Source organism: Bacillus sp. EB106-07-01-XG149, assembly GCF_058791555.1.
Genome location: NZ_JBYTDP010000004.1, coordinates 300,823 through 327,524, shown reverse-complemented (window position 1 = coordinate 327,524; position 26,702 = coordinate 300,823). Strand labels below are relative to the sequence as shown.

Genomic DNA, 26,702 nt, shown 5'->3' with positions numbered 1-26,702 from the left:
AAAGGACGAGAGACTCCCGCGGTACCACCTTAATTAGCTATCATTAATAGCTCACTTCAACTTCTTAACGTGAAGTAACCGTCTTTGCCTACTCATTTCAGCTAGAAGCTCCAGAGCCCATTCCATATTCATCCCTTACTGATTCCCACCACACATCAGCTCTCTGAAAAGTTTCGAATATGTACTCTTCTCTTTCATTGCTTTTAGGGTTTTTTTTACAGTTTATCACATTTAACTTTCAAATAAACCTAAATTTTCCGTTTTATATAGCAGGAATTTCCACTTTACTTGTCCAATAACATATAGGTTTGCAGAAATACTCGAAACAACTTTGGAGGTTTTTTCATGGTAAAGTATATATCTATTTTAGGTTCAACAGGATCCATTGGCACATCTGCATTAGATGTCGTTTCAGCCCATCCTGAACACTTTAAAATCGTCGGTTTAACCGCAAATTATAATATTGATCTTCTTGAGCAACAAATCAAAACATTTCAACCTTGTATTGTAAGTGTGGCAACAAAAGAGTTAGCAGACACACTTCGTACGCGTATTTCAGCGAATACAAAAATCACATACGGAACTGATGGCTTAATTGCAGTAGCTACTCACCCTAATTCAAATCTTGTATTAAGTTCCGTCGTTGGTGTTTCAGGATTACTCCCAACAATTGAAGCATTAAAAGCGAAGAAAGATATCGCTATTGCTAATAAAGAAACTTTAGTTGCAGCTGGACATATTGTAACTGAACTTGCGAAACAAAACGGATGTCGTTTAATTCCAGTTGATAGTGAACATTCAGCTATTTTCCAATGTTTAAACGGAGAAAATAATAAAGAAATTGACAAGTTAATTGTTACAGCTTCTGGCGGTGCTTTTCGTGATAAAACACGTGAAGAAATGAAAACATTACAAGCGAAGGATGCTTTAAAACACCCAAACTGGCTAATGGGTGCAAAACTAACGATTGATTCTGCCACGTTAATGAATAAAGGTTTTGAAGTAATGGAAGCGAAATGGCTATTCGATATTCCTTATAAAAAAATTGATGTTATGATTCATAAAGAAAGTATCATTCACTCTTTAGTGGAGTTTATTGACGGATCAGTTATGGCGCAGCTCGGTGCCCCTGATATGAGAATGCCGATTCAATATGCGTTTCACTATCCTACTCGGCTACCTTCTTCCTATGAAAAATTAAATTTATTAGAACTCGGTAGTTTACATTTTGAAAAACCAGATTTAGAGAAGTTCCCTTGTCTACAATACGCATATGAATGTGGCAAAATCGGTGGTACTACCCCTGCTGTATTAAATGCAGCAAATGAAATTGCAAATGCACTGTTTCTTAAAAACGAAATTGCCTTTTTCGATATTGAAAAAACAATTTACACAACAATTGAAGCTCATCATAACGTAAAAGATCCTTCATTAGATGCTATATTAGAAGCGGATCAATGGGCACGCCAATATGCAAATAAATTGTTAATAAAAAAGAGCTAAAACAGTTTTATCTGTTTTAGCTCTTTTTCCTACGTATTTAACTTAACAAATCTATAACTATGCGTTACTAACACTTTTAATATCGCATATCCTGGAATTGCTAAAATAATCCCCATAATTCCAAATAAATTTCCGGCAGTTAAAATAATAAAAATGATAGTAATCGGGTGAATGTCTAGCTTTTTTCCCATAACTTGCGGAGAAATAAATTTACCTTCTGCTAATTGTACGACCATCATTACGATAATTACTTTTAACACCATTGATGGCGAGTCAATAAATGCGATAATTAATGCTGGTGTAATTGCAATGATTGGTCCTACGTACGGAACGATATTTACAATCATTGCTAAAATAGCGAGTAATACCGCATATTTAATACCAATAATAAGGTAACCGATTAATAGCATAATACCGATAAACAAGCTAACGATAATTTGCCCTCTAATATACGAGCTAATCGCATAATGCATATCATCTAGTATTCTCATCGCTGCTGGGTGTCTTTGTTCTGAAATAAACTTTAAAAAGTGATTCGGTAATTGTTCACCATCTTTTAAAAGATAGAACAATATAAATGGAACCATTACAAATGTTAAAACGACCTCTGTAACAGTACTTAAAAATCCAGTTACATTTCCAGTTACTGATGATAACGACTTCGTAAAATCAACTGTGTAGTCTTTTACCATACTCGCTACATCAATATTTAAATTCTCTTGAATTTTGCCTAGTAAATTACTTTCCCCGAATCTACGTGCTGCTCGTTCAATTTCATGACCGAAATACGGTAAGTTATCTATTAATGCATCAATTTGATCTTTAATAATCGGGATTACTGTTACAACTAAAAACACAAATAATCCTAGTACTATTATATATATAGAAGCGATTGATACGATTCTTGAAACGCCTTTCTTTTCTAAAAGCGAAACGAATGGATGTAAAATATAAAATAGTACACCCGCTAATAATACAGGGAAGAAAATTGTTTTTAAAAAGACGATAAACGGAGTAAATACAAAAGAAATTTTCGTTAGCAATAATATGTTAATAAACAATAACGCAAATCCAAGTAACACAGCTAAATAATTTTGTTCTCTAAAAAACTTTTTCAACTTATCTCTTTTTCTTATATTTACTTTTTCCAATGAAACCACCTCTTCGAATGATGAAAAGCCCTTATTCAGGGCTCTTCATCATAATCTATATCATTATTTTCTTGCAGCTTTCACTACAAATGATACAATAAGAATTAATACGATTGCTCCTAATAATGCTGGCACGACATGAATCCCACCAAATGATGGCCCAAAAGATCCAAATAATCTACCACCTAACGAAGCACCTAATAAACCTGCGATAATATTTCCAAACATACCACCCGGAAAATTTTTACCCGTTATAGAACCTGCAATTGCACCTATAATAGCACCAACTATTAATGTGATAATCCATCCCATCTTTAGTCCTCCATTTCTATTATGGTGTATTTCTTTTTGATACTAAATTATTATGTAACTATTATAATTATTATATCCAATAAAGAAAAATCTTGTCAAATCTATGAAAATAAAGCTTACAAGGAGGTTTTTACCGAGTGATTCAAAAATTAATAACAACTTCTCACAAAACCGCTACTTCTATTTTAAGCATTCAAATACCAGCTTATGAAATCGAGGCACAATATATAAATAGTACAGCTATCCCTCGCCTTTATGATACTGTAGCCGATATTCGATCATGTGATGAAATTTTCTACGGCTATTTTTATGAAGATACACTTGCCGGGTTTATTTCTTTTAAAATGGATGAAGAGGAAGTTGATATTCATCGTTTAGTAGTATCCCCCGATCATTTTCATAAAGGAATCGCTACAAAACTACTACTTTATGTATTTGACATGTTCTCCCCTTCACAAACATATATTGTACAAACAGGGAAAGAAAATACACCTGCTCTGTCTTTATATAAAAAACATGGATTTATTAAAATAAATGATATTATATTATCCGATGGAGTGGTTTTAACCTCACTAAAAAAATCAGAAAACATCAAATAGTTTGACTTGTCGATTTATTTGTGTTATCTTTTACTTTATAAAACCTTTTGCTGAGTCCAAAATTTGGAGCGGGGGAACCATTTTTGTAGCCATGCTACTTGGGGCGAATCTTTTTTAAGTAGGGAAACTCTCACTTCCCGAGTCCGACAGCTAACCTCGTAAGCGTAATGGGAGAGGAAGGTGCTTTTTGCCTATGTTACACAGTGTACCTCCTTAATTATAAATATGGGATCGATACCAATAGACACCTATATTTATAGAAAAGGAGACATGTATAATGTTACGTTTATCTGATCACGCAATAAAAATGATGGAGCAAAGACTTCGACTCGAACAACATCGCACATATCAAGCAAATAAAGTTGTAGATAACTTACATCACAAATACTTCTTTCAGCATATTTTTCAACCGAAAAGATAAAGAGAAAAACACAAGGAATGTCTATACAGACATTCCTTGTGTTTTTTATATTCCTTATAATATTCTCACTACATTTAAACTTGCCGTAATCGCACCTGCTATAGTGGTCACATGCCCTACACCTAATGGACCGTTTTGTAATATTAATGTTGAATTGGCACTCGTTACATTCACAAGAAGCGTATTTGAAATGGCAGGTTCGATTACTACAGTTACTGTCGTTACGTTTTGTATAAAACTCCCTGCTAGTTGCGTCCCATTTAATAGTAGTCTGACAGATACCGTCTCATTCCCACCAGTCGCGTCCCCTTGGAAATAATAGCTTACTAAATATATTCCTGGGGTGGATACTGTGACAGTTGTAGCACTAGTTAAAGATACTCCTGTTCCATATACTGTAGATCCTGAATTAATTGGAATGTTGGCATTGGCTGCAATTGTACTTGTTGAAGTAGAAAAGAAATAGCCGCCACCTGTTGATATTGCAGATGATCCAGTTGCTCCTGTTAAACCGGTTGGGCCCGTGACACCTGTTGGGCCTGTTACTCCCGTTCCCCCTGTTGCTCCTGTTATTCCTTGTATGCCTTGGATTCCTGTCGGTCCTGTTGCACCAGTCGCTCCAGTCGCTCCGGTTGCTCCGGTTGCTCCCGTCACACCTTGTGGACCTTGAATTCCTTGTATTCCTTGAGGACCTGTTATTCCCGTCACTCCAGTTGCTCCCGTCGGACCTACTATCCCTTGTGGACCTTGGATTCCTTGCACGCCTTGTGGACCGGTTGCTCCTGTCGGGCCAGTTGCTCCGGTTGCTCCGGTTACCCCTTGTGGACCTTGGATTCCTTGAGGACCTTGAGGTCCCGTTACTCCCGTCGGTCCGGTTGCACCCGCCTGACCCGTTGGACCCGTCGAGCCAGTTATCCCTTGTATCCCTTGAGGTCCAGTTGGGCCCGTTGGACCAATCGGACCTTGGATTCCTTGGATTCCTTGAATGCCCTGTGGACCTGTTGGACCTTGTAAACCTTGTATCCCCTGAATTCCTTGTGGGCCTGTTGCCCCTGTTGGACCAGTCGGGCCCTGTGGACCTTGGATTCCTTGTATTCCAGTTGGACCTGTTGGACCTATAGCCCCTTGCGGCCCCTGTATGCCTTGTATTCCTTGAGGACCTGTTGGACCCGTTATACCACTTGGGCCTTGCACTCCTTGCAATCCTTGTGGACCGGTTGGACCGATTGGACCTTGAATTCCTTGAAGACCTTGTAAACCCGTTGGGCCGGTTGCTCCCATTACTCCTTGCTCACCTTGCATTCCTTGTATTCCTTGCGGTCCTGTTGGGCCGATTGGACCTTGTGCTCCTTGCACTCCTTGAAGACCGGTTGGACCTGTTGCTCCTACCGGTCCCTGTACGCCTTGTAAACCTTGTAAACCCGTTGGACCTGTTACTCCCATTACTCCTTGTGGACCTTGAATTCCTTGGTCACCTGTTGGACCTGTTACCCCCATTGGACCCTGTACGCCTTGCAAACCTGTTAAACCAGTTACCCCTGTCGGTCCCTGTATTCCTTGCACTCCTTGGATTCCAGTCGCTCCTGTTGCTCCGGTCGATCCAGTTGCCCCTGTTGCTCCCGTCGGACCAGTTGGACCTCCCGGTGATCCTGCCGGACCCGTTGGACCCGTTGGGCCTCCTGGCGGACCTGTTGGACCCGTTGCTCCTGTTGGACCTGTTGCAGATCCAGTTGGACCAGTTACTCCCGCCTGACCTGTCGAGCCGGTTGGACCGGGATCCCCTTGCAAGCCAGTTGCCCCTGTTGGGCCTATTACACCTTGCACCCCTTGTATCCCCTGAGAGCCGGTTGGACCGGTTAGCCCCATCTCACCTTGTGGACCTTGTAAACCTTGAACACCAGTTGCCCCTGTTGATCCTATTGGCCCTTGTTCTCCTTGTATTCCTTGAGAACCAGTTGGACCGGCCTGCCCCATCGGACCTTGAATTCCTTGTATACCTGTTACACCTTGTAAACCACTACTCCCTAAATTACCTTGAACACCTTGTATTCCCGTATTTCCTGTTGGGCCCGTCGGACCAATTTCACCTTGCACTCCTTGTATACCCTGTATTCCTGTTGGACCCGTCGGGCCGATTTCACCTTGTATTCCTTGTATACCTTGTATTCCTGTTGGACCTGTTTCTCCCATTGGCCCAGGTATACCTTGTATCCCTTGAATTCCAGTTGGGCCAATCGGACCCCTTTCGCCTTGTATTCCTTGAACACCTTGAATTCCTTGTGGACCTTGTTCCCCCATCGGCCCTTGACTACCTTGAGCACCCCGTGGTCCTGTTAAACCAGTTGGACCTGTTGGGCCAATCTCTCCCTGTACTCCTTGTACTCCTTGAATTCCTGTTGGACCAGTTGGGCCAATTGGTCCTTGTACGCCTTGTATTCCTTGCGGGCCAGTCGGTCCACCTAAAGACCCTGTCGGACCAGTTGGACCAGTTGGGCCCGTAATACCTGACGCCGGAAAAGGAATAGGTGATTGAAACTTACTACACTTATCTTGCTCCCTCACAAGCATCTCCCCCCGTTATAACTAACGTGTCAAACTATTTTTAATACATTTAAACTAGCAGTTATCACACCAGATAATGTCGTTACATGCCCAATAGATAATGGACCATTTTGCAAAGATAAAGTAGCATTTGAAGAAGCAACATTAATGACCATCGTATTAGAAATCGCTGGTTCTAATACAAAGGTACCTCCTGTAACATAAAAAATAAAACTCCCTGCGACTTGCGTTCCATTTAAAGTAAGCCTCACGGAAATCGTTTCATTCCCCCCATTTGGATCACCTTGAAAATAATAGCTGACTAAATATATTCCCGGTGTACTTAACGTTACAGTTGTTGCAGTTGTTAAACTAACACCAGAACCAAAAGTTGTAGATCCTGAATTGATTGGTATTAACGCATTCGCTGCAATTACACTCGTTGAAGTAGAAAAGAAATAACCGCCTCCGCTAGGTAAGCCAGTTGCTCCTGTTGCACCTACTATTCCTAAGAAACCTATAGGCCCTATACTACCAGTGGCTCCGGTAGGTCCCACAGCTCCAATCGGCCCTTGACTACCTTGCGCTCCGACTGGGCCTATACTACCACTAATCCCTGTCATTCCACTTACTCCAGTTGGGCCTTGTAGACCTTGAATACCTTGAGCACCTTGTATTCCGGTTGCTCCCGTTGCTCCGGTAGGTCCTGTACTTCCTGTACTTCCTTGTATCCCCATAATCCCTTGAACGCCTTGTATACCTTGTACTCCGGTCGCCCCTGTTGCTCCTGTCGCTCCTGTTTCTCCAGTTACACCAGTAATTCCAACATTTCCTTGTGGTCCTTCGGGTCCCTGACTACCTTGCGCACCTTGCACTCCTTGTGAACCTGTTATCCCGTTTTCTCCTAAATTCCCTTGGGGACCTCTACTTCCTTGCGCACCTGTCGGACCGGTTATTCCTTGTATTCCTTGCATACCTTGAGAACCTTGAGCTCCTGTCGGGCCTACTATACCTTGTATTCCTTGAGGTCCTTGCAAACCGATAGCTCCTGTTGGACCTATTATTCCTTGAACTCCTTGAGACCCTTGAGACCCTTGAGCACCAGTCAATCCAACTTCCCCTTGTATTCCTTGGGGGCCTTGTAGGCCTTGAACGCCAGCTGCTCCTGCTATTCCTTGAACTCCTTGAATACCTTGAGCACCTTGTGGACCAGCTGCTCCTGTTTCCCCTCGTATTCCTTGTGGGCCTTGGACTCCTGCCGCTCCTGTTGTGCCTGTGGGACCTATTATTCCTTGTAAGCCTTGTATACCTTGCGCTCCTGTTGGACCTGTTACCCCTTGTATACCTTGCACACCTTTAGGACCTTCTGCACCAATTGGACCGATTTCTCCCTGCAGACCTTGTATCCCTTTAGGACCTTCTACACCGGTTGCTCCTGTTATTCCTTGGTTACCTTGAGAACCTTGTGCACCTTGTACGCCAGCTACACCAATTACCCCTTGAGAACCTTGTGCACCCCTTACACCTTGAGGGCCAGTGGGACCTGTTATACCTTGTAACCCTTGTATTCCTACTGCACCAGTTCCCCCTGTTACACCCCGCGCACCAGTTACTCCAGTTGGACCTGTTGGTCCCCCAGGTGGACCGGGTGGGCCAGATGGACCAGTCACTCCACTAGATGGACCAATTGGACCGGTTGTTCCCGTCGGAGCACCCGGAGGTCCTTCTGGTCCTTGTATACCAATACTCCCTGTTGCTCCTGTTATCCCTCGTACTCCTTTTGCTCCTTGAAAACCAGTGGATCCGTTTAGTCCTTGTATGCCTTGAACACCTTGTGGACCTTGAGGGCCTATTACACCTGTTATCCCCTTTATTCCGCTTATACCTTGAGGTCCTTGTATTCCAGTAGAACCAGTTGGACCTATTACACCTTGTATCCCTTGATCACCTTGGTGTCCTTGCTCTCCAGTAATTCCTTGTATTCCTTGGGGACCTTCTTCTCCTTGTATACCTGTAGTTCCATCCTCCCCTTGTATTCCTTGCGCTCCTTGAGGACCTTGAGGACCTATTACACCTGTAATACCACCTTCACCTATCACACCTTGCATTCCTTGTGCTCCCGTTTGTCCTCTTTCTCCAATTTCCCCTTGTATCCCCGGGGAACCTTGTATACCTTGACTACCAGCAGGGCCTGTAATCCCTTGTATTCCTTCCAGTCCTTGTAATCCAATATCACCAACAGGACCTTGCTCTCCAATTAATCCTTGAGGACCTTGTAAACCAACCGGACCTGTAATTCCTTGCTCTCCAGTATCACCAACGGCACCTTGTATTCCTTGAGCTCCTGTTGTCCCTCGCGGACCTTGTATTCCCTCGATACCTTGGGGGCCTTGTGGACCAGTTGCTCCTCTAGGTCCAGTAATTCCCGGAGGACCGACCGGACCTTCATGCCCTCCAGTTGGACCTACAGGGCCACTATTACCTGTTGGACCAGTTGCACCTATAAGCGGAAGAGGCAGTGCCACTCCGAATTTTTTGCAATTTTTATGATGATGCACAACAATCCCCCTTCCCTAAAATCATTACACCTTTTATATGAAATGCATTTTTATATGAAAAGTACACCTCTGACTTCATTTTTTTAAAAATAAAGAAGCCCATCATTTCATGTATTTGAAATGATAGGCTTCTTTTTATAAAACACTTTACTTCCTCGCCTTAATAATAAAAGTAGTTGGCACCACTCTAGCTTTATATAACGAATAATATTTCGTAGACGGCTCAGCTAATTCTTCATCAAACGCGCTAGATGGTTCAGGTTCTTCTATTCTCTCAATTGTAAATCCCGCTCTATTTAACTCATTTATGTATGTACTCATTTTTCTTTTATATAACGTTGCTTGTACATGTTCCCCTTTAAATGTTTCAAACGTAATAGGAGTTTCCTCATGATAAGACGAGCTTAAAGCAATCTCCTCTGTTCCATACATTAAGTTTGAATATATGGGATGCTCCCAGCTAAATATAAAACTTCCTCCTGGCTTTACATATGAATAAATTAGTTCCAACGTTTTTCTTAAGTTCGAAGTCCAACCTAATGCATAAATGGAATATACAATATCAAAATATTCTTTCGGAATATCTCCTTCTTCTTCCATCGCTCCGCATACTAACTTTGGATTCCAACACTTTAACGTTTCATTCGCTGTTTTAATTTGTTCACTTGAAAGATCAAGCCCCCATACTTCCTCTGCCCCGTGCTCTGCCATATATTGCAACGAATGCCCACTTCCACACCCAATATCAAGAACCTTTTTATTTCTGATTGAATCTAACAAATGAATCTCATCTTCAGACGCTGTATACGGACCATATTTCGGTAAACAATCCACTTGAAAGAAATAAGGTGCAACTGTATCCCAACACTTTTTATTTAAAGCTAACATTTGTGTACTTTCCATATCCTTCATTCCCCCATCCTATTTTCTTCCCCTAATATTAATTACACATCATAACCCGATCTCCCTTTTCTCTTCGCCCGGTAATTTTTCACTTTCGCGATCGTTCCGCACGCTCTTCCTCCTTCTTCTCCAGCATACATACCACACCATCTTTTACTTCCATTTCGCGAATGATCATAAAATACCCAGCGACAATCTGGGCATGCTTTTAATCTTCCCCACAAATTTTCTTGAATCGCCATTAGCACAATATTTAATATCTTTGTATACACATTCTCTTCGTGCACAGGCTCATATGTAATACCTTTCATATCTTTCTTTACATGTACATGAAATGGGTATTTCTCTAACCACCTTTGCAATGATTCTCCGCCTTCAATTGCCACCCGAATATCTTCTCGAAAACTTTTTAATTCCTCTATCGTATGAAACGGAACCTCTTCATGAAAATATTCTTCCATAAAGAGCTTTATATCCTCTTCTGTTTGCAGCATATCAATTGGCTCTCTCGTATCGTTTGGTATTTTCCATGTATTTAAAAATTCCCGAATATATTCTAATTCATTTGGTGCATTTTGATTCAATTCCATTCACCTTCTTCTTAAAATTTACTTTTTTCTGACTTTATGTATAATTATAATATAAAATAGTTAACCATTAAATAATTTTACCGGTTACAATATTAGGAGGAGTTCTATGAAAAGTTTCTCAATACCGATACGTTTCATGCTTATTTCTTCATTTTTTATGTCTTTTGGGTATTTTGCAGTATACGCATTTTTAGCTATTTATCTATTAAGCTTTCTTCATTTTTCTGCTGTTCAAGTAGGAACAGTGTTGACGGTTATGACAATCACATCACGAGTTATCCCATTATTCTCAGGATTAATTGCTGACAAAATAGGCTATATCATTATGATGATAGCCGGATTATTTTTAAGAGGAATCGGATTTATCGCTTTAGGAATATGCTCTGATTTTTATACAATTTCTATTTCTTCTGCACTTATTGGCTTCGGAACTGCATTTTACGAACCTGCTGCGCGCGCCATATTCGGCTCACAACCAGCTCATATGAGAAAAAATTTATTTACATATTTAAACCTTAGTTTTAATTGCGGTGCAATAATCGGACCAATTGCAGGAGGGCTCTTACTCTTACTCGATCCAATCTATGCTTTTTCTCTAACAGGATCTCTTATGCTGTTATTCGCTTTTATCTTTTACTTACTTAAAAATCACTTCCAAGTCACTACTGAAAACACGTCTATTACATTAGGGATACAAGCTATCTCACAAAACAAATCTTTCCTTTTGTTTTCATTTATTATGATTTCCTTCTATATTATGTTTACTCAACTTACTGTCGCACTTCCACTTCATATGAAAAATATTAGTAATAGCAATCAGCTTGCTACACTAGTTATTACGATAAATGCAATAACAGGCGTCATATTTATAGTGTTATTCCGAAAACTATTTCATAAATACAACACACTTTCGATTATTAAATACGGTGTTTTATTAATGAGTATTTCCTTTTTACTTATCCCTTTATTTCAACACCCATATTGGCTATTTATTTGTGTAATTTTATTTACAATCGGTGAAACACTCGTATTACCTAACGCTGATATCGCTATTGCAAATTACAGTAACGAATCATATACAGCTACTTACTTCGGATTTTATCAACTATCACTCGCATTTGGTTTTATCATCGGTAATTATACCGGTACATCTTTTACAACCAATTTAAACGGAATGTATACACCATGGCTTATTTTCGGCGGAATAGGAGTTATTGGTTTTATTTCACTCCATATTTTAAATATTAAAAAAGGGAGCTCTAAAGAGGATATATACCTATGTAATGAGACGAAACCTCTTTAACACATTACAATTGAGATGGTACCTTTAGACAAGCAACCTATAATAAAAAAATTCGACCATCATATTTGACAGTCGAATCTTTTTATTTTTCATATTCAAGATGATTATGTCTTTTACAACCAAATAAATAGCAACCCCCTAAATGATAAGTTTCAAATTCTAACCCTGGAACATATCCAGATTTGATACGTTCTATCATTGTTTTATAACAATTATTCTCTTCTGTATATTCCTCAATTAACTCTGTCTTATCTTTTTCTGTCCAGTTTTCTTCTACTTCTTCATTCTGAACATCTTCTATTTCTGATGTTTTCGCTTCGATAGATTCCTGTATAACTTCATTTATACGGGAGAAATTATTAGCTTTATATAGAGCATACACAAACCTACTAATCCAGTTAGGACTTTTCCAAACTTCTTTGTATCCCTTTTCGAACCATTCAATTGCTTCGTTATAGCAATTCAACTCAACATATAAATCTGCTACATGAATTTCTCCTAAAAAATTATCAGCTTTCCTGTTAAAAGCATCTAACTTCTCTTTCGCTTCTGTCGTTCGCCCTAAATCAATTAAACATTTTACATAGCTATACATTATATAGTCCGAATCCTCTGCAACTCGCAAGAAAAATTCCGAAGCTTTTTCTAACTCTCCAAGGTTATAATGCGCTACAGCTACATTGTGAAATGCTTCATTGGATGGTTGCATCGAAATAGACTTTTGTAATACTTCTTTCGCTTCTTCCCATTTTTCTTGTTTCGTGTAAATTTCCCCTAAGATGTTATAAGGGAAGTATGAGGACGGATCTAACTTAACAACTTCTTTTATTAATTCCAGAGCTTTATCGTCATTTTCTTCCTCATAAAAGTACATCCAAGCAAGATTATTGAGAGATTGTACACCTCTAGATTCATGTACTGCTTGATGAAACAGTTCCATTGCTTCCACATATTTATTTTGTTCAAACATTTCAATTGCCCTCTCGTTAATGTTCAAGTAACTACCTCCGAAGTGAATGAATTCATCTATTCCATATCGTTATTTTAATATGAAAAAATTGTAATTTCTATAAAAAAGTAGTGCGCTTCGTATTACGTTCTTTCTCCTATCTACATTTGGATATCCAATTCATAATGATTTTAACAACACTGCTTTCTACAGAAAATATATACCTACTGGAAAGATACTAATTTAAAACAATAAGTAAACTTTTCAAACCCCTTAAATTGGATATACAGCCTGTTTTAATTTACATATTATGGTACAATTAAAAAGTGTGCTAGCTAAACATTTACGTTCCACACTAGCAGTCTAGCAATACCAAAATCAAAAATCACTTGAAATTGGGGGATGTTATGAAACAGAAATTAGCTGTTCTTCTATTCATCGGAATCATATTATCCGGATGTTCAACTATAGTAGAAAATTCTTTAGAAACTGGAAAAGGCAGTATTGAATTATTAACACCAACGATTACAACAAAAGATAACGAATTAGAAATTAAGACTGAAGGTATTGATGAAAATAAAGTGACGTTTATTTATGTTGCCAATAAAAAAGTATTGGAACAAAAAATTAATAATGGCGAATCCTACAAAGTTAACATTAAAGATATCGAGCACGCTCATAAGACAGATTACAAACCAAAAGTTCAACTTTTGCAAACGAAAGATGATACTCAAGATGGAGACATGGTAACCTTTAAACAAGTTAGATATACAGTTAAAAAAATTAATTTTATAGGTATTTCATTATAAATGTAACGAACGAAAATTTACTTTTAACAGAGGGTAAATGTAAGGGGGGCTAGCATGAAAAGAAGATGGATTTATTGGTGGATTGGTAACATATTTTGGATTATAACTTTCGGGATATTGGCAGCTATCATTTGGCTAAGAGAGGTTGATGGGACCGGTGTTACTCAAACACCGGAGCTGAAATTAATAGCCTTTATCGTTTTATTAATTGCATTTATATTACCAATCATTATTCAAGTTGTATGGTTACTTGTTAATCTGAGAAAGAGTAGAAAAAAATAACGCAGAAAAAAGAGATGAATCTTTTTCAAACTAGATTCCTCTCTTTTTATTTTGGGATTATGCCGTGCTTTTAAAGCTGCACTACTCCCTTTTCTTTACGATACATGTTCATCTTTCTTCTTCATTAACGCTCTTTTCTTCATCGCCTTCGTTAAATATCCGCCTTTAAATGAACGGATTTCATAAGAAGACATAAACGCTTTCGGTGCAATTTCATTAATAATTTCTAACAGTTCTTTTTCTCTAGAACGCTTTGCAACGATATCTAAACGATAACGTATAGAATTAATACCTTCGCCTTCAAATACTGTAACGCCAAATCCTGAGTGACGTAATTCATCTACTAATTCATTACAACGGTCTAGTAAACTAACTTGATACGTAATATAACCAATTGCTAATTTGTTCTCTATATAACCGCCTAATAATAGTCCCGTACTAAAACCAATGACATAGGCAATAATGTTCATCCAATTTGATAAATCTTGAAACACAATACCTAAACTGACAATGTAAATAGCTCCTTCTAACAATCCAACACCAGCAGCGGATCTTGTTTGATTCTTTACAAGCAAAATCGTACGGATTGTTAAAATTGGAACGTAAATAATTTGAAGCACAAAAATAAGTAACGCTTGTAACATTGGTATCCACCTCTTTCAAAAAGTCTTTTGTCATAATAACATACATAACCTTTAGAAATCGATGGGTTTTTAAATTTTTTTACATTATTTTTCATACTATTGAAAAACGTAAAAAAGAAGCGTATTATATTTGTCGTAAATTTGATTCCTTTCATTAGCTCGCTTAAACACAAAAAAGGAACCCCATTAGGCCCCTTTCATCATAGCTCTATGTTTTTCGAAGCATGTTCCCTTTGCTTCTCTTCCTCTTTCACTAACTGCATATTTGCATAAGCTAAATTTACAATCATTAAAAAGTGACCACCTAAAATGCCTGTACCAAATGCCCACATTTCCATTTCATGCTCAATTTCATACATGATGATTGCTCCTAAAATGGCAGCTGCAAATCGGTTTAGAACTCCTAATCCAGGAGCCTTTTCCTTCATTACGATACTTTTCCCAAGTTTCTCCACTCTGCGAGCTAATAACCAAAGACAATAGGCACTTACAGCTAATCCGATACCAAACCCTGTTACTTGTTTTCCAAACGGAGTAATCGTCCACATAAGTAGTAAACCACTAAAGATCGCATACAATTGTAATCGATATACACGTAAGGCTGCTTGAATCAAAATATCCGCTCCTAATTTCGCATTTTTTATACGTTAGAAGAAAAGCAGCAACTTACACAGTTGCTGCTTTCTCTTCTTCTTGCTCTTGTTCCATTTTACGAATTTCAACACGTTTAATTTGGTAAGCGTCTTTTTCTAACACTTTAAATTCATAACCTTCCGCCTCAACATGTTGTCCTTCTTCAATTTCATGATTTTGCATCATAATCCAGCCACCGATTGTATCCACATCGTCTTCTTCAATGTGTAATCCAAACAAATCTTTTACTTCTGAAATAAGCACTTTTCCATCAACGATTTTATGGTGCTCATTCACATGCTGAATTGGTGGTGCTTCATCTTCATCATATTCGTCACGAATTTCGCCGACGATTTCCTCCAAGATATCTTCAAGCGTTACAATTCCTGCTGTTCCTCCGTACTCATCATATAAAACAGCCATCGGAATTCGCTTCTTCTGCATTTGAAGTAATAAATCGTGAATTGGAGTTGTTTCCATCACTTCAATAATCGGACGCATATACGTGCGAATGGATGATAAATCTTTTTGATCTTCGGTCATATATCGAATAAAGAAATCTTTTACGTTGACCATACCGATAATATCATCTTTATCTTCTCCAAAAATCGGATAACGTGTGTATCGCTCATTTTGGATTACTTTCATGTGTTCTTCTACTGAATCTTCCAGGTAGAAACCAATGATTTCTGTTCGCGGTACCATAATCTCTTTTGCAATACGATTATCAAATTCAAAAATGTTATTTACATACTTGTATTCAGCCTGATTAATTTCGCCACTTTCATAGCTATCTGAAAGGATAAGGCGTAATTCTTCCTCTGTATGAGCTACTTCATGTTCTGAAGCTGGTTTTAAACCGAATAAGCCAGTTACAACACGAGCTGAACCGTTTAATACCCAAATAAATGGATACATGACTTTATAGAACATCATTAACGGACCTGCCAATAACAATGTTACTTGTTCAGCCTTTTGAATTGCCATCGTTTTCGGAGCTAATTCCCCTACTACAACGTGTAAATACGTCATTAGCATAAAGGCAAGACCAAATGTTAATACTGATGAGATAGAAGGATTTATGTTCCATTTCTCAAATAACGGGTGTAATAACTTTTCAATTGTCGGTTCACCTAACCAACCTAATCCCATAGCTGTAACTGTAATACCTAATTGACAAGCAGATAAATATTCATCTAAATTTGTTGTTACCTTTTTCGCTGCTAAAGCACCGCGTTTCCCTTCCGCAACAAGCTGATCAATACGACTTGAACGTACCTTTACAATCGCAAACTCTGCTGCTACGAAAAATCCAGTAAATGCGATTAAAATCGCAACCATGACTAAATTAAATATTTCCAATGAATCCCCTTAGTTTAAAAAACTAAGGTGTCCACCTCCTGTATACTATAATGTTTTCTTATTTGTTCACTAGAAAACATAGCCCGATACAAAAATTAAAGAGGTCGGATTTCACTTTTTTCTATAATAATAGAGCAAGTGTCTGTATTAAAGCTGTCGTTTGACCAGATAAAGATTTCGATATTTTTTCACGTTGTGAATCAGTCAATCCATCTAAAAGCGGCTTTAACTCCGTTAACTCTGCTTCTAACCGATGAATATGGTCTGTCACTTCATTCACTTGTTTCGAAACGTGTTCATTGATACCGAGCAGCTTCTTCTTCTCCTCGATTTTCTCTTTAATCTCACAAAGCGGCATATGCATTTCTTTGCACTTCTCAATAAATTGTAATGTCTCAAATGCTGTTTCATCGTAATAGCGATAATTAGATTGAGATCGCTCCGCTTTTAAGATACCTAGATTCGTATAATAATCAATCGTGCGTTTCGACACGTGAGCCATGAGAGCCAACTGTCCGATTCGATACACCTTCCCAACGATCTTCCCCCCTTGTTTATATTACTAACATCATACAATACATAAACTGTACAGTCAAACGTGACGGTTTATTATTCATAATTTATACACAATTCCACATGCCATCTAAGTATGTAGTATATTCACACTCTATAACTCTATCCATATAGTTAGATTACTGTTTTTTCGATATGCCGATACCAAAATGTAAAAATGGAATCACACATTCCTGTCAACCTTCCTTAATTTAAAACATATGATAATAATATTGAAATAAAATCATTATTTATGCAACTGGAGGAGATTAAAATCACTAGGACAATTATCTCTCATTTTTATAACGAGGAGTATTTATTACCATGGTGGCTTATGCATCATACAAAAATATTTGATCACGGCATATTAATTAATAGAGGTTCTACAGATCGTTCGGTTGAAATTTGTAAATTATTTGCTCCCAACTGGGAAGTACGAAATTCAAGATTCCTTGATTTCGATCCCACTAATACTGATATTGAGGTGATGGAAATTGAAAGAGAAGTTTCAGGTTGGAAAATGGTATTAAATACTACGGAATTTCTTTGTTGTAACAATGTAGCAGAATTTTTCTCATCACTTCATATGTTAGGCCAAAATATGTACGCAATTAGAATGATTGTCATGATTGATAAGCATAATTACAATTATTCAAAACTAAGATATTCTATTCCGTTAGTAGAGCAACGATACCATGGTCTTTTTCCTTATAAACCAGAAATCGGATGTGCTTGGCGATTTATACACAATCATCTTGACGGCGCATATTTACCTGGTAGACATTTTACTCGACATCAACATACAGTTTATAACTCCCCTTCATTTATTGTTAAATTTTATTTTAGCCCTTGGAACGAACATGCAAAGATAAGAAAATTACAAATTACACCTACTCTTTCAAAAACGGGTGTTCAAATGGGCCTTCAAACTCATTATGGTCAGTCCTCTGAGGAACTCGAAACTCGATTTTTAGAGCTTAGTAACATAACACAAGACCTACGTAATCACCCTGAGTATCAACAATTATTCCCTAAATTCAAACCTTAATATTTCTCACCCTATCATGTTCCACACATTTTTACACACTTAGCTAAAAACCATACCATTTGTATTTCATATGAATACTGTATATATTATAAATTTTTATTTTAGGAGGAAAAAATGAAAGCTGTTATTCTTGCAGGTGGATATGGAACGAGGATTGGGGAAGAAACTCATTTAAAACCAAAACCTATGATTGAAATTGGAACAAAGCCTATTTTATGGCACATTATGAGTTTGTATAGTTATTACGGGATTACTGAGTTTATTATTTGCTTAGGCTATAAAGGATATGCAATTAAAGAATTCTTTTTAAATTACAACTTACACATGTCCGATTTCACGATACATTTAAGTGACAATACAATTACGAACCACTCTCATCGTATAGAACCATGGAAAATTACATTAATCGATACTGGTCTAAATACCGAAACAGGTGGACGAGTTAAAAAAATACAACATTACGTCGGGGATGAGCCTTTCTGCCTCACTTATGGCGATGGATTAAGTAATGTAAATATAAAAGAACTCATTGCTTTTCATAAAAAACACGGCAAAACGGCTACTGTTACAGCCGTACAACCTCCTGGTAGATTCGGTTCTCTCGTCTTAGATAAACAATCTGTAACATCCTTTCAAGAGAAGCCACTAGGTGATGGCGGATGGGTTAACGGTGGATTTTTCGTTTTAAATCCTGATGTTTTCAACTACATTAGTGGAGATAAATCTGTTTTTGAAACAGACACTTTAGTTCAGTTAGTAAACAAAAACGAATTGGCTGCATATCAACATACTGGTTTTTGGCATCCAATGGATACATTGCGCGATAAAAATAAATTAGTCGAGCTATGGGAAAGTAATAATGCTCCGTGGAAGGTTTGGTAATATGGCTTCATCATCTTTTTGGAATAAGAAAAAAGTATTCATTACGGGACATACTGGCTTTAAAGGCTCATGGCTCACCCTTTTTTTAAGTTCTTTAGGCGCAGAAGTAGTTGGCTATTCTTCTCATCCCCCATCCATCCCTAACCTTTTTGAACAAGGTAACGTAGCAAAAGAATGCACATCAATTAAAGGCGACATTACAGATTACGATTCTTTATTCCATACCCTGAAACAACATACCCCGGACATACTATTTCATTTAGCAGCCCAGCCAATCGTCACCACTTCATACAAAAATCCTATCGAAACATTTAAAACGAATGTTTTAGGTACCGTTCACGTATTAGAAGCCGCAAAACATATAGAAAGTATACGTAGTATCATTAATGTTACAAGTGATAAATGCTATGAAAATGACGGGAGCGGTAACCGAGCATTCGTGGAAACTGACCGGCTAGGAGGTTTCGATCCTTATAGTGCTAGTAAAGCTTGCGCTGAACTAGTTGCAACGTCCTATCAAAAATCATTCTTTCGCACTAACACTCTGCATCTTGCCTCAGTAAGAGCAGGTAACGTCATCGGCGGCGGTGATTGGGCAGAAGACCGATTATTCCCAGATGTCATTCGTGCATATTTACAAGATGATACATTAAATATTAGAAACAAGCACGCGATTCGCCCGTGGCAACACGTATTAGATCCTTTACATGGCTATATCCTTTTAGCTGAGAAGCTTTGGAAGGATGCCGAATATGCAGCAGCGTGGAATTTCGGCCCGATAAATGAACCTAACAGAACAGTTCATGATATCATTCACTCTATAATGAAATTATGGAATCAACCACTAACAATCCATTTCCCCCATACAAATACTCCTTATGAATCGCCCATTTTAACACTAGATAGTACAAAAGCAGTAAATAAACTCGGTTGGACTCCTAAGTTATCAACAGATCATTCTATCGCTTGGACTGTTGATTGGTACAAAAAATATGCATCTGGTGAAAATATGGAATCTTTCACGCGCCAACAAATCGGTGCATTCAAAAATTTATAAGGGGGCTATAAAATGGAACAGAAAAAATGCCGTTTTTGCCACTCATTACTCACAAATACTTTTTTAGATTTAGGTGTTTCCCCTCTCGCTAACTCATTTGTAGCTCCTGAACACTCATATAAAATGGAACCATTTTATCCGCTCCACACATTTGTTTGTCACTCTTGTTTACTTGTACAATTAGATGAATTTGAATCTCCGCACAACATTTTTCATGACTATTTATACTTCAGCTCTTACTCCTCCAGTTGGCTACTACACGCTAAACAATATGTAGAAATGGCGGTTAAGCGTTTCAACTTAACAAATCATTCGAAAGTAATTGAAATCGCGAGTAACGACGGGTACTTATTACAATACTTTCAAAAAGAACATATCGAAACGTTAGGAATTGAACCAGCAAAAAATGTAGCAGAAATCGCTATTCAAAAAGGAATTCCTACTGAAGTGAATTTTTTCAGCAATGACTTAGCAAAAAAATTACCACAAGCTGATTTAATCGTCGCAAATAACGTATTAGCACACGTTCCAAACTTACATGATTTTGTCGCCGGTTTAAAAACGTTATTAAAACAAGATGGCACGATAACAATTGAATTCCCGCACTTATTAAATCTAATTTCCCTTAAACAGTTTGATACGATCTACCATGAGCATTTCTCCTATTTCTCACTTATAAGTCTTCAAAAAGTTTTAGCTCACCATCATTTACAAATTGTCGATGTAGAAGAACTTTCAACGCACGGTGGTTCATTGCGTATTTTTATAAACCATCATAATGACTCATCCACTATCCATTCCAATGTTACAAACTTAATCCAAAAAGAAGTAGATCACGGGCTAGATACATTAGATTGCTATCTCCTTTTCTCTAAACACATCGAACAATTGAAAATAAATATTTTAAAGTTTTTTATCGAAGCGAAAGCTTTAAACAAACAAATTATCGGTTACGGTGCTCCAGCTAAAGGAAACACCCTTTTAAACTATTGCGGGATAGGAAAAGAATTTCTAGCTTATACAGTAGATAAAAATCCTCACAAACAAAATCTCCTTCTACCAGGAACTCGCATTCCAATAAAATCTCCAGAAGAAATTAAACGTACAAAACCCGATTACATTCTCATACTTCCTTGGAATTTAAAAGATGAAATTATGAAAGAATGCTCTTTCATTCGTGAATGGGGCGGCAAATTTTTAGTAACGATTCCAGAAGTTGAGGTGATTGAGCCATGAAAAAAATCCTTGTAACAGGCGGTAGTGGATGGATTGGTAAATATGTTGTAAATTCTCTTATACAAAAGGGCTATGAAGTGCACGCCACTTACAATACAAATAAGCCTTCTCACCTTTCTTGCCATTGGCATAAATTAAACTTACTTTGCGATGAAGAAGTAAAAAAACTCATTTACGACATGAAGCCTAGTCATCTCATTCATTTAGCTTGGGAAGCAGTGCCGCCAGCGTGTTATGTATCTATTAATAATTACTATTGGCTTACATCCAGTATCTCGTTGATTCAACACTTCACAACTTGCGGTGGAAAGCGAGTCGTTGTTGCCGGTACTGGCGCAGAATATGAATGGTTTAACGGCGTACTATTTGAAGATTCACCGCTTCTTTCCTATAAAACACCGTATTCATTATGTAAAAACGCGCTACACTCCTGGCTACAAACGTATGCTGAGCAAACCGCCCTCAGCATGTGTTGGGGCCGCATTTTTCATATGTATGGCCCTCACGAACAAGGGAACCGACTCGTTTCTAACATTATCAATTCCTTATTAAAAAATGAGGAAGCACTATGTACACACGGAAAACAATCAAGAGATTTTCTCCATGTGAGCGACGTCGCTCATGCTCTCGTAACAGTATTAGAACATGGCGTTACAGGAACAATCAATATCGCTTCTGGTCAATCTGTACAAATTAAAGAATTAGCTTCTATCATTGCTAAAAAAATAGGAAAAGAACATTTCATTAAACTAGGTGCGATTCCTTTCTCTAAAGATGAACCTTTATTTGTCGGCGTTAATGTAGAGCGTTTAAAAACTGAAGTAAACTGGAAACCAACATACGATCTAAATACTGGAATCGAAGAAACAATTTTATGGTGGGAATCATTTATAAAAAAGCATAACGATACGCATTACTAAAACGTAAATCCTTCGTCCCACTTGCTAAATCCTTATACCATTCTTCTAATTTTTCAGGTGTAATAATATGATGCGTGCCCATTCCCCCTTGCTTACTAGCTTCAGAAAGAGTAGGACCAATTTGTAATTTCCTCTTTCTCATCGCATCGTTCCAAGGGCTGAAACCAAACCATGCAATACACGCAAGTGGCGGATAAATCATAGATTCATGTGCAGATAAATGTCTTCCAACCGTATAACTTCCATGTTCATGATTATGAATAAATCTACCTCTTCTCCATAACGGCCAATCTTCTGGTAAATAACCGTGAAATCGCTGTTTCATTAAAGGTATTCCAAAGTTAAGGTCTGGATAATTATAGTTAAGATCATCGACCATAATAAGCCCTTCCAGCCAATACATCCTCCCTCCCAATTCATTTAGTGATTTCCAAAACTGATTTTTATCTTGCACACAAAGGAACTCAGTCGTATTTAAAATCATTTTCCATCCCTTTACTTCTTGTTCTACCATCATCACTTCATTATCTGTCGCTAGTGCATCAAATTCTGGATTTAAAGAATCTCGCACTTCCCAATGCGGCGCGAATTTTTTACAAATTTTCACTGAACGATCAGTAGAACCTTTATTAATTAAAATGCCATGATTAAACAGTTTCGTATGATGCATAAGCCACCACGGCAATAAATATTCTTCATTATAAAAATGAGAAATAACGGTTGTAGTTATAACAATCTCCTCCTCTTTCTCTATTAATCTACTTTTTCATCCTACTCTTACTATACTTATCATTAATGTAATTGGTTTCTTTTATTTCAAAAATATGTTTTTCTACCATATACTATGCTTTCTTAAACAATTTCCATTTTCTAAAGAAACATCCAAACAAACTGAAAATTAAGTTATAATATCATTATAAAATTATGAAGGAGGAATGCATTCATGTACTACAACACTTCATTCGAAAACGATCAACCTGTAGGCCGTCTATAAACTAAGGCGGGCATTCATATAACACATAACACTATGCCTCGTCTTAGGGAACTCATAATACCCTAAAAATAGACGGAGGTACTTTACATGAAACAAACAATTTTAGGAGCTATATGTTTATCACTAGCAGCAAGTATATGGGGCGGTATGTATGTTGTTAGTAAATACGTACTCGATTTTATCCCACCACTGACACTCGTTTGGCTACGCTTTATCATTGCTTTTGTTGTTTTATATGCAATTTTGAAAATAGCTAAAAAAAAGCAAAAGAAAAAAGTAACCATTCACAAAAAAGATTGGCTACTCTTCGCCTGGATTGGATTTATCGGCTATTTCATTTCGATCACATGTCAATTTATCGGAACAAAATTATCCGACGCTCATACAGGCTCGTTAGTAACGTCAGCTACACCTGCATTTATGGTTATATTTGCAGCAATCATTTTAAAAGAAAAGCTAACCGCTCGCAGATTGCTATCTACTATAATAGCGACAATCGGTGTCATTATCGTCATTGGATGGGATATTGAAATTGGCTCCTATTTTATCGGTACAATCATATTAGTCGGGGCCGCTATTACGTGGGCTTTACTATCCATTTATGTGAAGATTGCTTCAGCTCGATTTTCATCTTTAGTTATTACAACGTACGCCATATTCTTTTCACTCTTTTTCATTACACCTTTTATGATATGGGAACTACAATCAACCTCTATCGAAACAGTAAATACGTACGTAATATTAGGCGTAATTTACTTAGGTGTCGTCTCAACGGCAGGTGCCTTTTTCCTTTGGAATAAAGGATTAGAATTAATGGACGCAAGCATCGGATCGTTATTTTTCTTCTTCCAACCTATCGTCGGATCGTTGCTTGGTTGGCTCTTATTAAATGAGACATTAAATAGTAACTTTTTTATTGGTGGTATTCTTATTATATGTAGTGTTTTCATTACTACTTTTGAAAAGAAATGAAAAAACAGGCAGAGATTCTTAATCTCTGCCTGTTCCATACTCTTTACGCACTCCAATGCGATGGACGGGACAACATTTTCGGCAATTTCGTATGTTTGTCCCCTTTCGCTGCATTAATTTGAACTTGCGTCAGAAAAATACTATTTGTAAAATCAGCCCCACGAATATCTGCATCTCGTAAATCTGCTCCGATAAGATCTGCTCCTCTTAAGTTTGCTCCATTTAAGTTTGCCGCAATTAAATAAGCTCCTCTTAAATTCGCTCCTTGCAAATCTTTCTTCTTCAAATTTGCTCCCATAAGATCTGCTCCGCGGTGACTCATTCGTTTCTTATGCGCGGCATTCATTTCCTTCCAAACTAGCTCACTCGTTTCTAAAAGTAATACATTTACTTCTGCACGGTGTAACGGAATATTTACTTTCATTAACTCGTCCGCATTTAAATTTGAAAGGCGCTCCGTCTCTTCAATTGCTTTACTTAGTTCTTTATGAATCGGTTGTGTGGCCGTCAAAAGAATAGCCTCATTCAAATACCACAGTATTTCATGAAGCTGATGCATAATCGGAAAAGCATCATACATTTTTCTCGCATGCTTTGCATCTTTCCGCCAATCAATCCCGTTAAATGTCACTTGAGAAATCTTCTGTCCAGCACCGAAACACTCAAATACTGTACAACCTTTATAACCTTTTCCTCTAAGATTTTTATGTATGCTACATTTAAAATCTGATTGTAAGTTAGAACATGGCTTCCCGCCATCTTTATTCACCGCAAAATCTACCGATGCTGCGAACGGTAACGCTACACAACATAGACCGAAGCATTTTTCACAGTTTGCTTTTAAATGATCGTTATGATTAGTCAAAATATATACCCCCTGTTGTCTTTTGACTATTTCATAATATTCCAACTGCACTAAATAATCAATTTTAAAATAAAATAGACTCTTTCATTTCAAATCATAACTTTATCATTTGATTTCCTTTCAATTGAAAAAGACAGTTTCTATCTAATGAATTATAATTAAATTATAAATATTCAAACCAAAAGGAGACTTACTATGGCACTCGAAATGAAAACAAACTGTCAAATTTGCGACCAATCTCTCGAATCAAATTCCGAAGCATACATTTGCGTGTATGAATGTACATTTTGTGCACCATGTACAGAAGAAAGACAAAATGTTTGCCCAAACTGTGGCGGCGAATTAGTACGTAGACCGAAGAAGAAATAGAAAAAAGCAAAGCGATATCGCTTTGCTTTTTTATTGTTTTTGGGATATATAGAAATTCTACCAATCACAAATTAAACGTTTAAAAACTTCACACAAACAGGCTCTGGTACAACAACATCAGATTGTAGCAGTGTTAACTTCCCTGTCGTTTCATTTCTTGAAAATAGCACAAGGTTATGTGACTTTTCATTTGTCGCAATAAGAAACTTTTCAGTCGGATCTAATACAAAGTCCCTCGGCCAATTTCCTTCTGTAGATGTATGTGCAACAAATGTAAGCTGACCTGAATTTTGATCCACACTGAAAACAGCGATACTATTATGACCGCGATTACCTGCATATACAAAGTGGCCGTCAGAAGAAATATGAATCGCACTTCCTTGACTATTGTCATCAAATTCTTTTGGAACGGTAGAAATATACTGCAACTCTGTAAAGGACCCTTCTTCCGGATTATATGATAATGCAATAACTTCCGAGCTAAGTTCAGTCATGGCATAAGCATGTTTTCCGTTCGGGTGGAAAGCAATATGTCTCGGACCACTTCCTGGGTTTACAGACAAACTATTTACTTCTTTTAACTTACTATCTTTTATTTCATACGTAATGATTTTATCAATCCCTAAATCAACACCCACTACATATTTTTCATCAGGAGTGTATCCCGCATAATGTCCATGTGGTTTTTCTTGCCTTTCTTTGTTCGGACCTGAACCTTCATGTGCCATAATAGATGTGGCAGCATTTACAGTTCCATCTTCTTCATTAACTACAAAAGACTCAATCGTTCCTTTATGATAATTTGCTGTAACTACCGTATGGTTTCCACTATCAACACTAATATGACAAGGAGAAGCCCCTTCTACTACTTGTCTGTTTTCTTCCTTTAGCTCTCCAGTATGACTATGAATCGAATAAGCAGCTACACCACCAGATTCGCCTTCCTTAACAACAGAATAGAGATATTGATTATTTTTGCTAATCGTTACATATGTAGGGTTATCCAGCTTGGCCGCAAGTGTTACATTACTAATTTTTTTTGCTTCCGTGTCTAAAGTAAACTTATATATTCCTTCACTATTTTCTTTCGTGTACGTTCCAACATATCCAATAAACTCTTTGTTATCCTTCATTTTCATAACCCTCTCCCTATAGTTTTTGTCCCTCATATTTTTTACAGAACAACCTTAAACTATTTTTTGAAAGAACATCTAAAAAAACTTGAGTACCTCTTTATAAGTTACCAT

At 37.6% G+C, this 26,702-nt stretch carries 27 protein-coding genes, 1 riboswitch and 1 other annotated feature (1 of these 29 running past the window's edge); of the genes, 13 read left to right on the top strand and 14 right to left on the bottom strand.

The features are described from left to right. Nucleotides 1-207, bottom strand: a binding site (T-box leader) (it extends 2 nt beyond the left edge of the window). A 138-nt stretch (nucleotides 208-345) separates the two neighbouring features. After that, a complete protein-coding gene (locus AC3WTA_RS18680) occupies nucleotides 346-1,503 on the top strand; it encodes a 1-deoxy-D-xylulose-5-phosphate reductoisomerase (protein ID WP_098095106.1) in 1,158 nt (385 codons plus the stop codon). Nucleotides 1,504-1,532: 29 nt separating this feature from the next. Here the strand turns inward: AC3WTA_RS18680 and AC3WTA_RS18675 are convergent, their stop codons facing one another. Further along, on the bottom strand, nucleotides 1,533-2,654 hold the full coding sequence (locus tag AC3WTA_RS18675) for an AI-2E family transporter (protein WP_000416918.1): 1,122 nt from the start codon (nucleotides 2,652-2,654) through the stop codon (nucleotides 1,533-1,535). Nucleotides 2,655-2,717: 63 nt separating this feature from the next. Next, entirely contained in the window at nucleotides 2,718-2,966 is a 249-nt protein-coding gene (locus AC3WTA_RS18670) for a GlsB/YeaQ/YmgE family stress response membrane protein (protein WP_000539721.1), read from the bottom strand. Nucleotides 2,967-3,103: 137 nt separating this feature from the next. Between AC3WTA_RS18670 and AC3WTA_RS18665 the strand changes: the two genes are divergently transcribed. Together AC3WTA_RS18665 and AC3WTA_RS18660 are read left to right on the top strand one after the other, a co-directional pair. Further along, complete coding sequence (locus AC3WTA_RS18665; protein WP_000615114.1) at nucleotides 3,104-3,565, top strand: GNAT family N-acetyltransferase; 462 nt, start codon at nucleotides 3,104-3,106, stop codon at nucleotides 3,563-3,565. Between the two features lie 38 nt (nucleotides 3,566-3,603). Continuing rightward, nucleotides 3,604-3,746: riboswitch (cyclic di-AMP (ydaO/yuaA leader) on the top strand. A 96-nt stretch (nucleotides 3,747-3,842) separates the two neighbouring features. Beyond that, a complete protein-coding gene (locus tag AC3WTA_RS18660; RefSeq protein WP_000945246.1) occupies nucleotides 3,843-3,986 on the top strand; it encodes a hypothetical protein in 144 nt (47 codons plus the stop codon). Between the two features lie 54 nt (nucleotides 3,987-4,040). Here the strand turns inward: AC3WTA_RS18660 and AC3WTA_RS18655 are convergent, their stop codons facing one another. The 4 genes from AC3WTA_RS18655 to AC3WTA_RS18640 all read right to left on the bottom strand — a co-directional run bounded on the left by AC3WTA_RS18655 (nucleotide 4,041) and on the right by AC3WTA_RS18640 (nucleotide 10,572). Continuing rightward, nucleotides 4,041-6,554 carry a BC_3345 family exosporium-associated protein gene (locus AC3WTA_RS18655; protein WP_033659165.1) on the bottom strand — a complete coding sequence of 838 codons (2,514 nt, stop codon included), beginning with the start codon at nucleotides 6,552-6,554 and terminating at the stop codon, nucleotides 4,041-4,043. 23 nt (nucleotides 6,555-6,577) lie between these two features. Continuing rightward, the gene (locus AC3WTA_RS18650) at nucleotides 6,578-9,085 is read right to left on the bottom strand and encodes a collagen-like domain-containing protein (RefSeq protein WP_000546428.1); all 2,508 of its coding nucleotides are present in this window, start codon (nucleotides 9,083-9,085) and stop codon (nucleotides 6,578-6,580) included. Nucleotides 9,086-9,232: 147 nt separating this feature from the next. Continuing rightward, entirely contained in the window at nucleotides 9,233-9,988 is a 756-nt protein-coding gene (locus AC3WTA_RS18645; RefSeq protein ID WP_000446400.1) for a class I SAM-dependent methyltransferase, read from the bottom strand. 41 nt (nucleotides 9,989-10,029) lie between these two features. Beyond that, on the bottom strand, nucleotides 10,030-10,572 hold the full coding sequence (locus tag AC3WTA_RS18640; RefSeq protein ID WP_002096427.1) for a CGNR zinc finger domain-containing protein: 543 nt from the start codon (nucleotides 10,570-10,572) through the stop codon (nucleotides 10,030-10,032). Between the two features lie 112 nt (nucleotides 10,573-10,684). Here AC3WTA_RS18640 and AC3WTA_RS18635 point away from each other — a divergent pair, with 112 nt between their 5' ends. Next, entirely contained in the window at nucleotides 10,685-11,881 is a 1,197-nt protein-coding gene (locus AC3WTA_RS18635; protein WP_000834828.1) for an MDR family MFS transporter, read from the top strand. Nucleotides 11,882-11,963: 82 nt separating this feature from the next. Here the strand turns inward: AC3WTA_RS18635 and AC3WTA_RS18630 are convergent, their stop codons facing one another. Continuing rightward, entirely contained in the window at nucleotides 11,964-12,878 is a 915-nt protein-coding gene (locus AC3WTA_RS18630; protein WP_001024489.1) for a tetratricopeptide repeat protein, read from the bottom strand. A gap of 359 nt (nucleotides 12,879-13,237) precedes the next feature. Here AC3WTA_RS18630 and AC3WTA_RS18625 point away from each other — a divergent pair, with 359 nt between their 5' ends. Further along, nucleotides 13,238-13,639: a hypothetical protein gene (locus AC3WTA_RS18625; protein WP_070168976.1), complete on the top strand. Its 402-nt coding sequence runs from the start codon at nucleotides 13,238-13,240 to the stop codon at nucleotides 13,637-13,639. A gap of 54 nt (nucleotides 13,640-13,693) precedes the next feature. Beyond that, entirely contained in the window at nucleotides 13,694-13,921 is a 228-nt protein-coding gene (locus tag AC3WTA_RS18620) for a DUF3923 family protein (RefSeq protein WP_000830332.1), read from the top strand. Nucleotides 13,922-14,016: 95 nt separating this feature from the next. Here AC3WTA_RS18620 and AC3WTA_RS18615 read toward each other — a convergent pair whose 3' ends face one another. The 4 genes from AC3WTA_RS18615 to AC3WTA_RS18600 all read right to left on the bottom strand — a co-directional run bounded on the left by AC3WTA_RS18615 (nucleotide 14,017) and on the right by AC3WTA_RS18600 (nucleotide 17,089). Further along, the gene (locus AC3WTA_RS18615) at nucleotides 14,017-14,565 is read right to left on the bottom strand and encodes a DUF2179 domain-containing protein (RefSeq protein WP_000938437.1); all 549 of its coding nucleotides are present in this window, start codon (nucleotides 14,563-14,565) and stop codon (nucleotides 14,017-14,019) included. 200 nt (nucleotides 14,566-14,765) lie between these two features. Beyond that, entirely contained in the window at nucleotides 14,766-15,179 is a 414-nt protein-coding gene (locus tag AC3WTA_RS18610; RefSeq protein ID WP_000613578.1) for an ATP synthase subunit I, read from the bottom strand. Between the two features lie 52 nt (nucleotides 15,180-15,231). Then, entirely contained in the window at nucleotides 15,232-16,560 is a 1,329-nt protein-coding gene (locus AC3WTA_RS18605) for a hemolysin family protein (RefSeq protein ID WP_002096424.1), read from the bottom strand. 121 nt (nucleotides 16,561-16,681) lie between these two features. Further along, nucleotides 16,682-17,089: a MerR family transcriptional regulator gene (locus AC3WTA_RS18600; protein ID WP_000285637.1), complete on the bottom strand. Its 408-nt coding sequence runs from the start codon at nucleotides 17,087-17,089 to the stop codon at nucleotides 16,682-16,684. 276 nt (nucleotides 17,090-17,365) lie between these two features. On the opposite strand from AC3WTA_RS18600, the gene AC3WTA_RS18595 reads away from it, so the two are divergent. From AC3WTA_RS18595 to AC3WTA_RS18575, 5 genes are all read left to right on the top strand, one after another. Further along, nucleotides 17,366-18,160, top strand: a complete 795-nt coding sequence (locus AC3WTA_RS18595) for a glycosyltransferase family 2 protein (RefSeq protein WP_002096423.1) — start codon at nucleotides 17,366-17,368, stop codon at nucleotides 18,158-18,160. A 114-nt stretch (nucleotides 18,161-18,274) separates the two neighbouring features. Then, a complete protein-coding gene (gene rfbF / locus AC3WTA_RS18590; protein WP_000648811.1) occupies nucleotides 18,275-19,042 on the top strand; it encodes a glucose-1-phosphate cytidylyltransferase in 768 nt (255 codons plus the stop codon). A gap of 1 nt (nucleotide 19,043) precedes the next feature. After that, entirely contained in the window at nucleotides 19,044-20,099 is a 1,056-nt protein-coding gene (rfbG, locus tag AC3WTA_RS18585) for a CDP-glucose 4,6-dehydratase (protein WP_000168669.1), read from the top strand. Nucleotides 20,100-20,111: 12 nt separating this feature from the next. Then, on the top strand, nucleotides 20,112-21,335 hold the full coding sequence (locus AC3WTA_RS18580; RefSeq protein WP_000435761.1) for a class I SAM-dependent methyltransferase: 1,224 nt from the start codon (nucleotides 20,112-20,114) through the stop codon (nucleotides 21,333-21,335). After that, nucleotides 21,332-22,255 (top strand): NAD-dependent epimerase/dehydratase family protein, encoded by a 924-nt coding sequence (locus AC3WTA_RS18575; protein WP_000723114.1) that lies wholly within the window; start codon nucleotides 21,332-21,334, stop codon nucleotides 22,253-22,255. The genes AC3WTA_RS18580 and AC3WTA_RS18575 overlap by 4 nt, the downstream gene beginning before the upstream one ends. Here AC3WTA_RS18575 and AC3WTA_RS18570 read toward each other — a convergent pair. After that, on the bottom strand, nucleotides 22,224-23,009 hold the full coding sequence (locus AC3WTA_RS18570; RefSeq protein ID WP_080014146.1) for a glycosyltransferase family 2 protein: 786 nt from the start codon (nucleotides 23,007-23,009) through the stop codon (nucleotides 22,224-22,226). The genes AC3WTA_RS18575 and AC3WTA_RS18570 overlap by 32 nt on opposite strands. Nucleotides 23,010-23,336: 327 nt before the next feature. Here AC3WTA_RS18570 and AC3WTA_RS18565 point away from each other — a divergent pair, with 327 nt between their 5' ends. Further along, nucleotides 23,337-24,221: a DMT family transporter gene (locus tag AC3WTA_RS18565; protein ID WP_000814709.1), complete on the top strand. Its 885-nt coding sequence runs from the start codon at nucleotides 23,337-23,339 to the stop codon at nucleotides 24,219-24,221. Nucleotides 24,222-24,264: 43 nt separating this feature from the next. Here AC3WTA_RS18565 and AC3WTA_RS18560 read toward each other — a convergent pair whose 3' ends face one another. Continuing rightward, nucleotides 24,265-25,086, bottom strand: a complete 822-nt coding sequence (locus tag AC3WTA_RS18560) for a pentapeptide repeat-containing protein (protein WP_000181439.1) — start codon at nucleotides 25,084-25,086, stop codon at nucleotides 24,265-24,267. A 195-nt stretch (nucleotides 25,087-25,281) separates the two neighbouring features. On the opposite strand from AC3WTA_RS18560, the gene AC3WTA_RS18555 reads away from it, so the two are divergent. Continuing rightward, on the top strand, nucleotides 25,282-25,455 hold the full coding sequence (locus tag AC3WTA_RS18555; RefSeq protein ID WP_001162795.1) for a DUF1272 domain-containing protein: 174 nt from the start codon (nucleotides 25,282-25,284) through the stop codon (nucleotides 25,453-25,455). A gap of 71 nt (nucleotides 25,456-25,526) precedes the next feature. Here the strand turns inward: AC3WTA_RS18555 and AC3WTA_RS18550 are convergent, their stop codons facing one another. After that, nucleotides 25,527-26,594 (bottom strand): lactonase family protein, encoded by a 1,068-nt coding sequence (locus AC3WTA_RS18550; RefSeq protein ID WP_000782254.1) that lies wholly within the window; start codon nucleotides 26,592-26,594, stop codon nucleotides 25,527-25,529. Nucleotides 26,595-26,702: the final 108 nt, after the last annotated feature.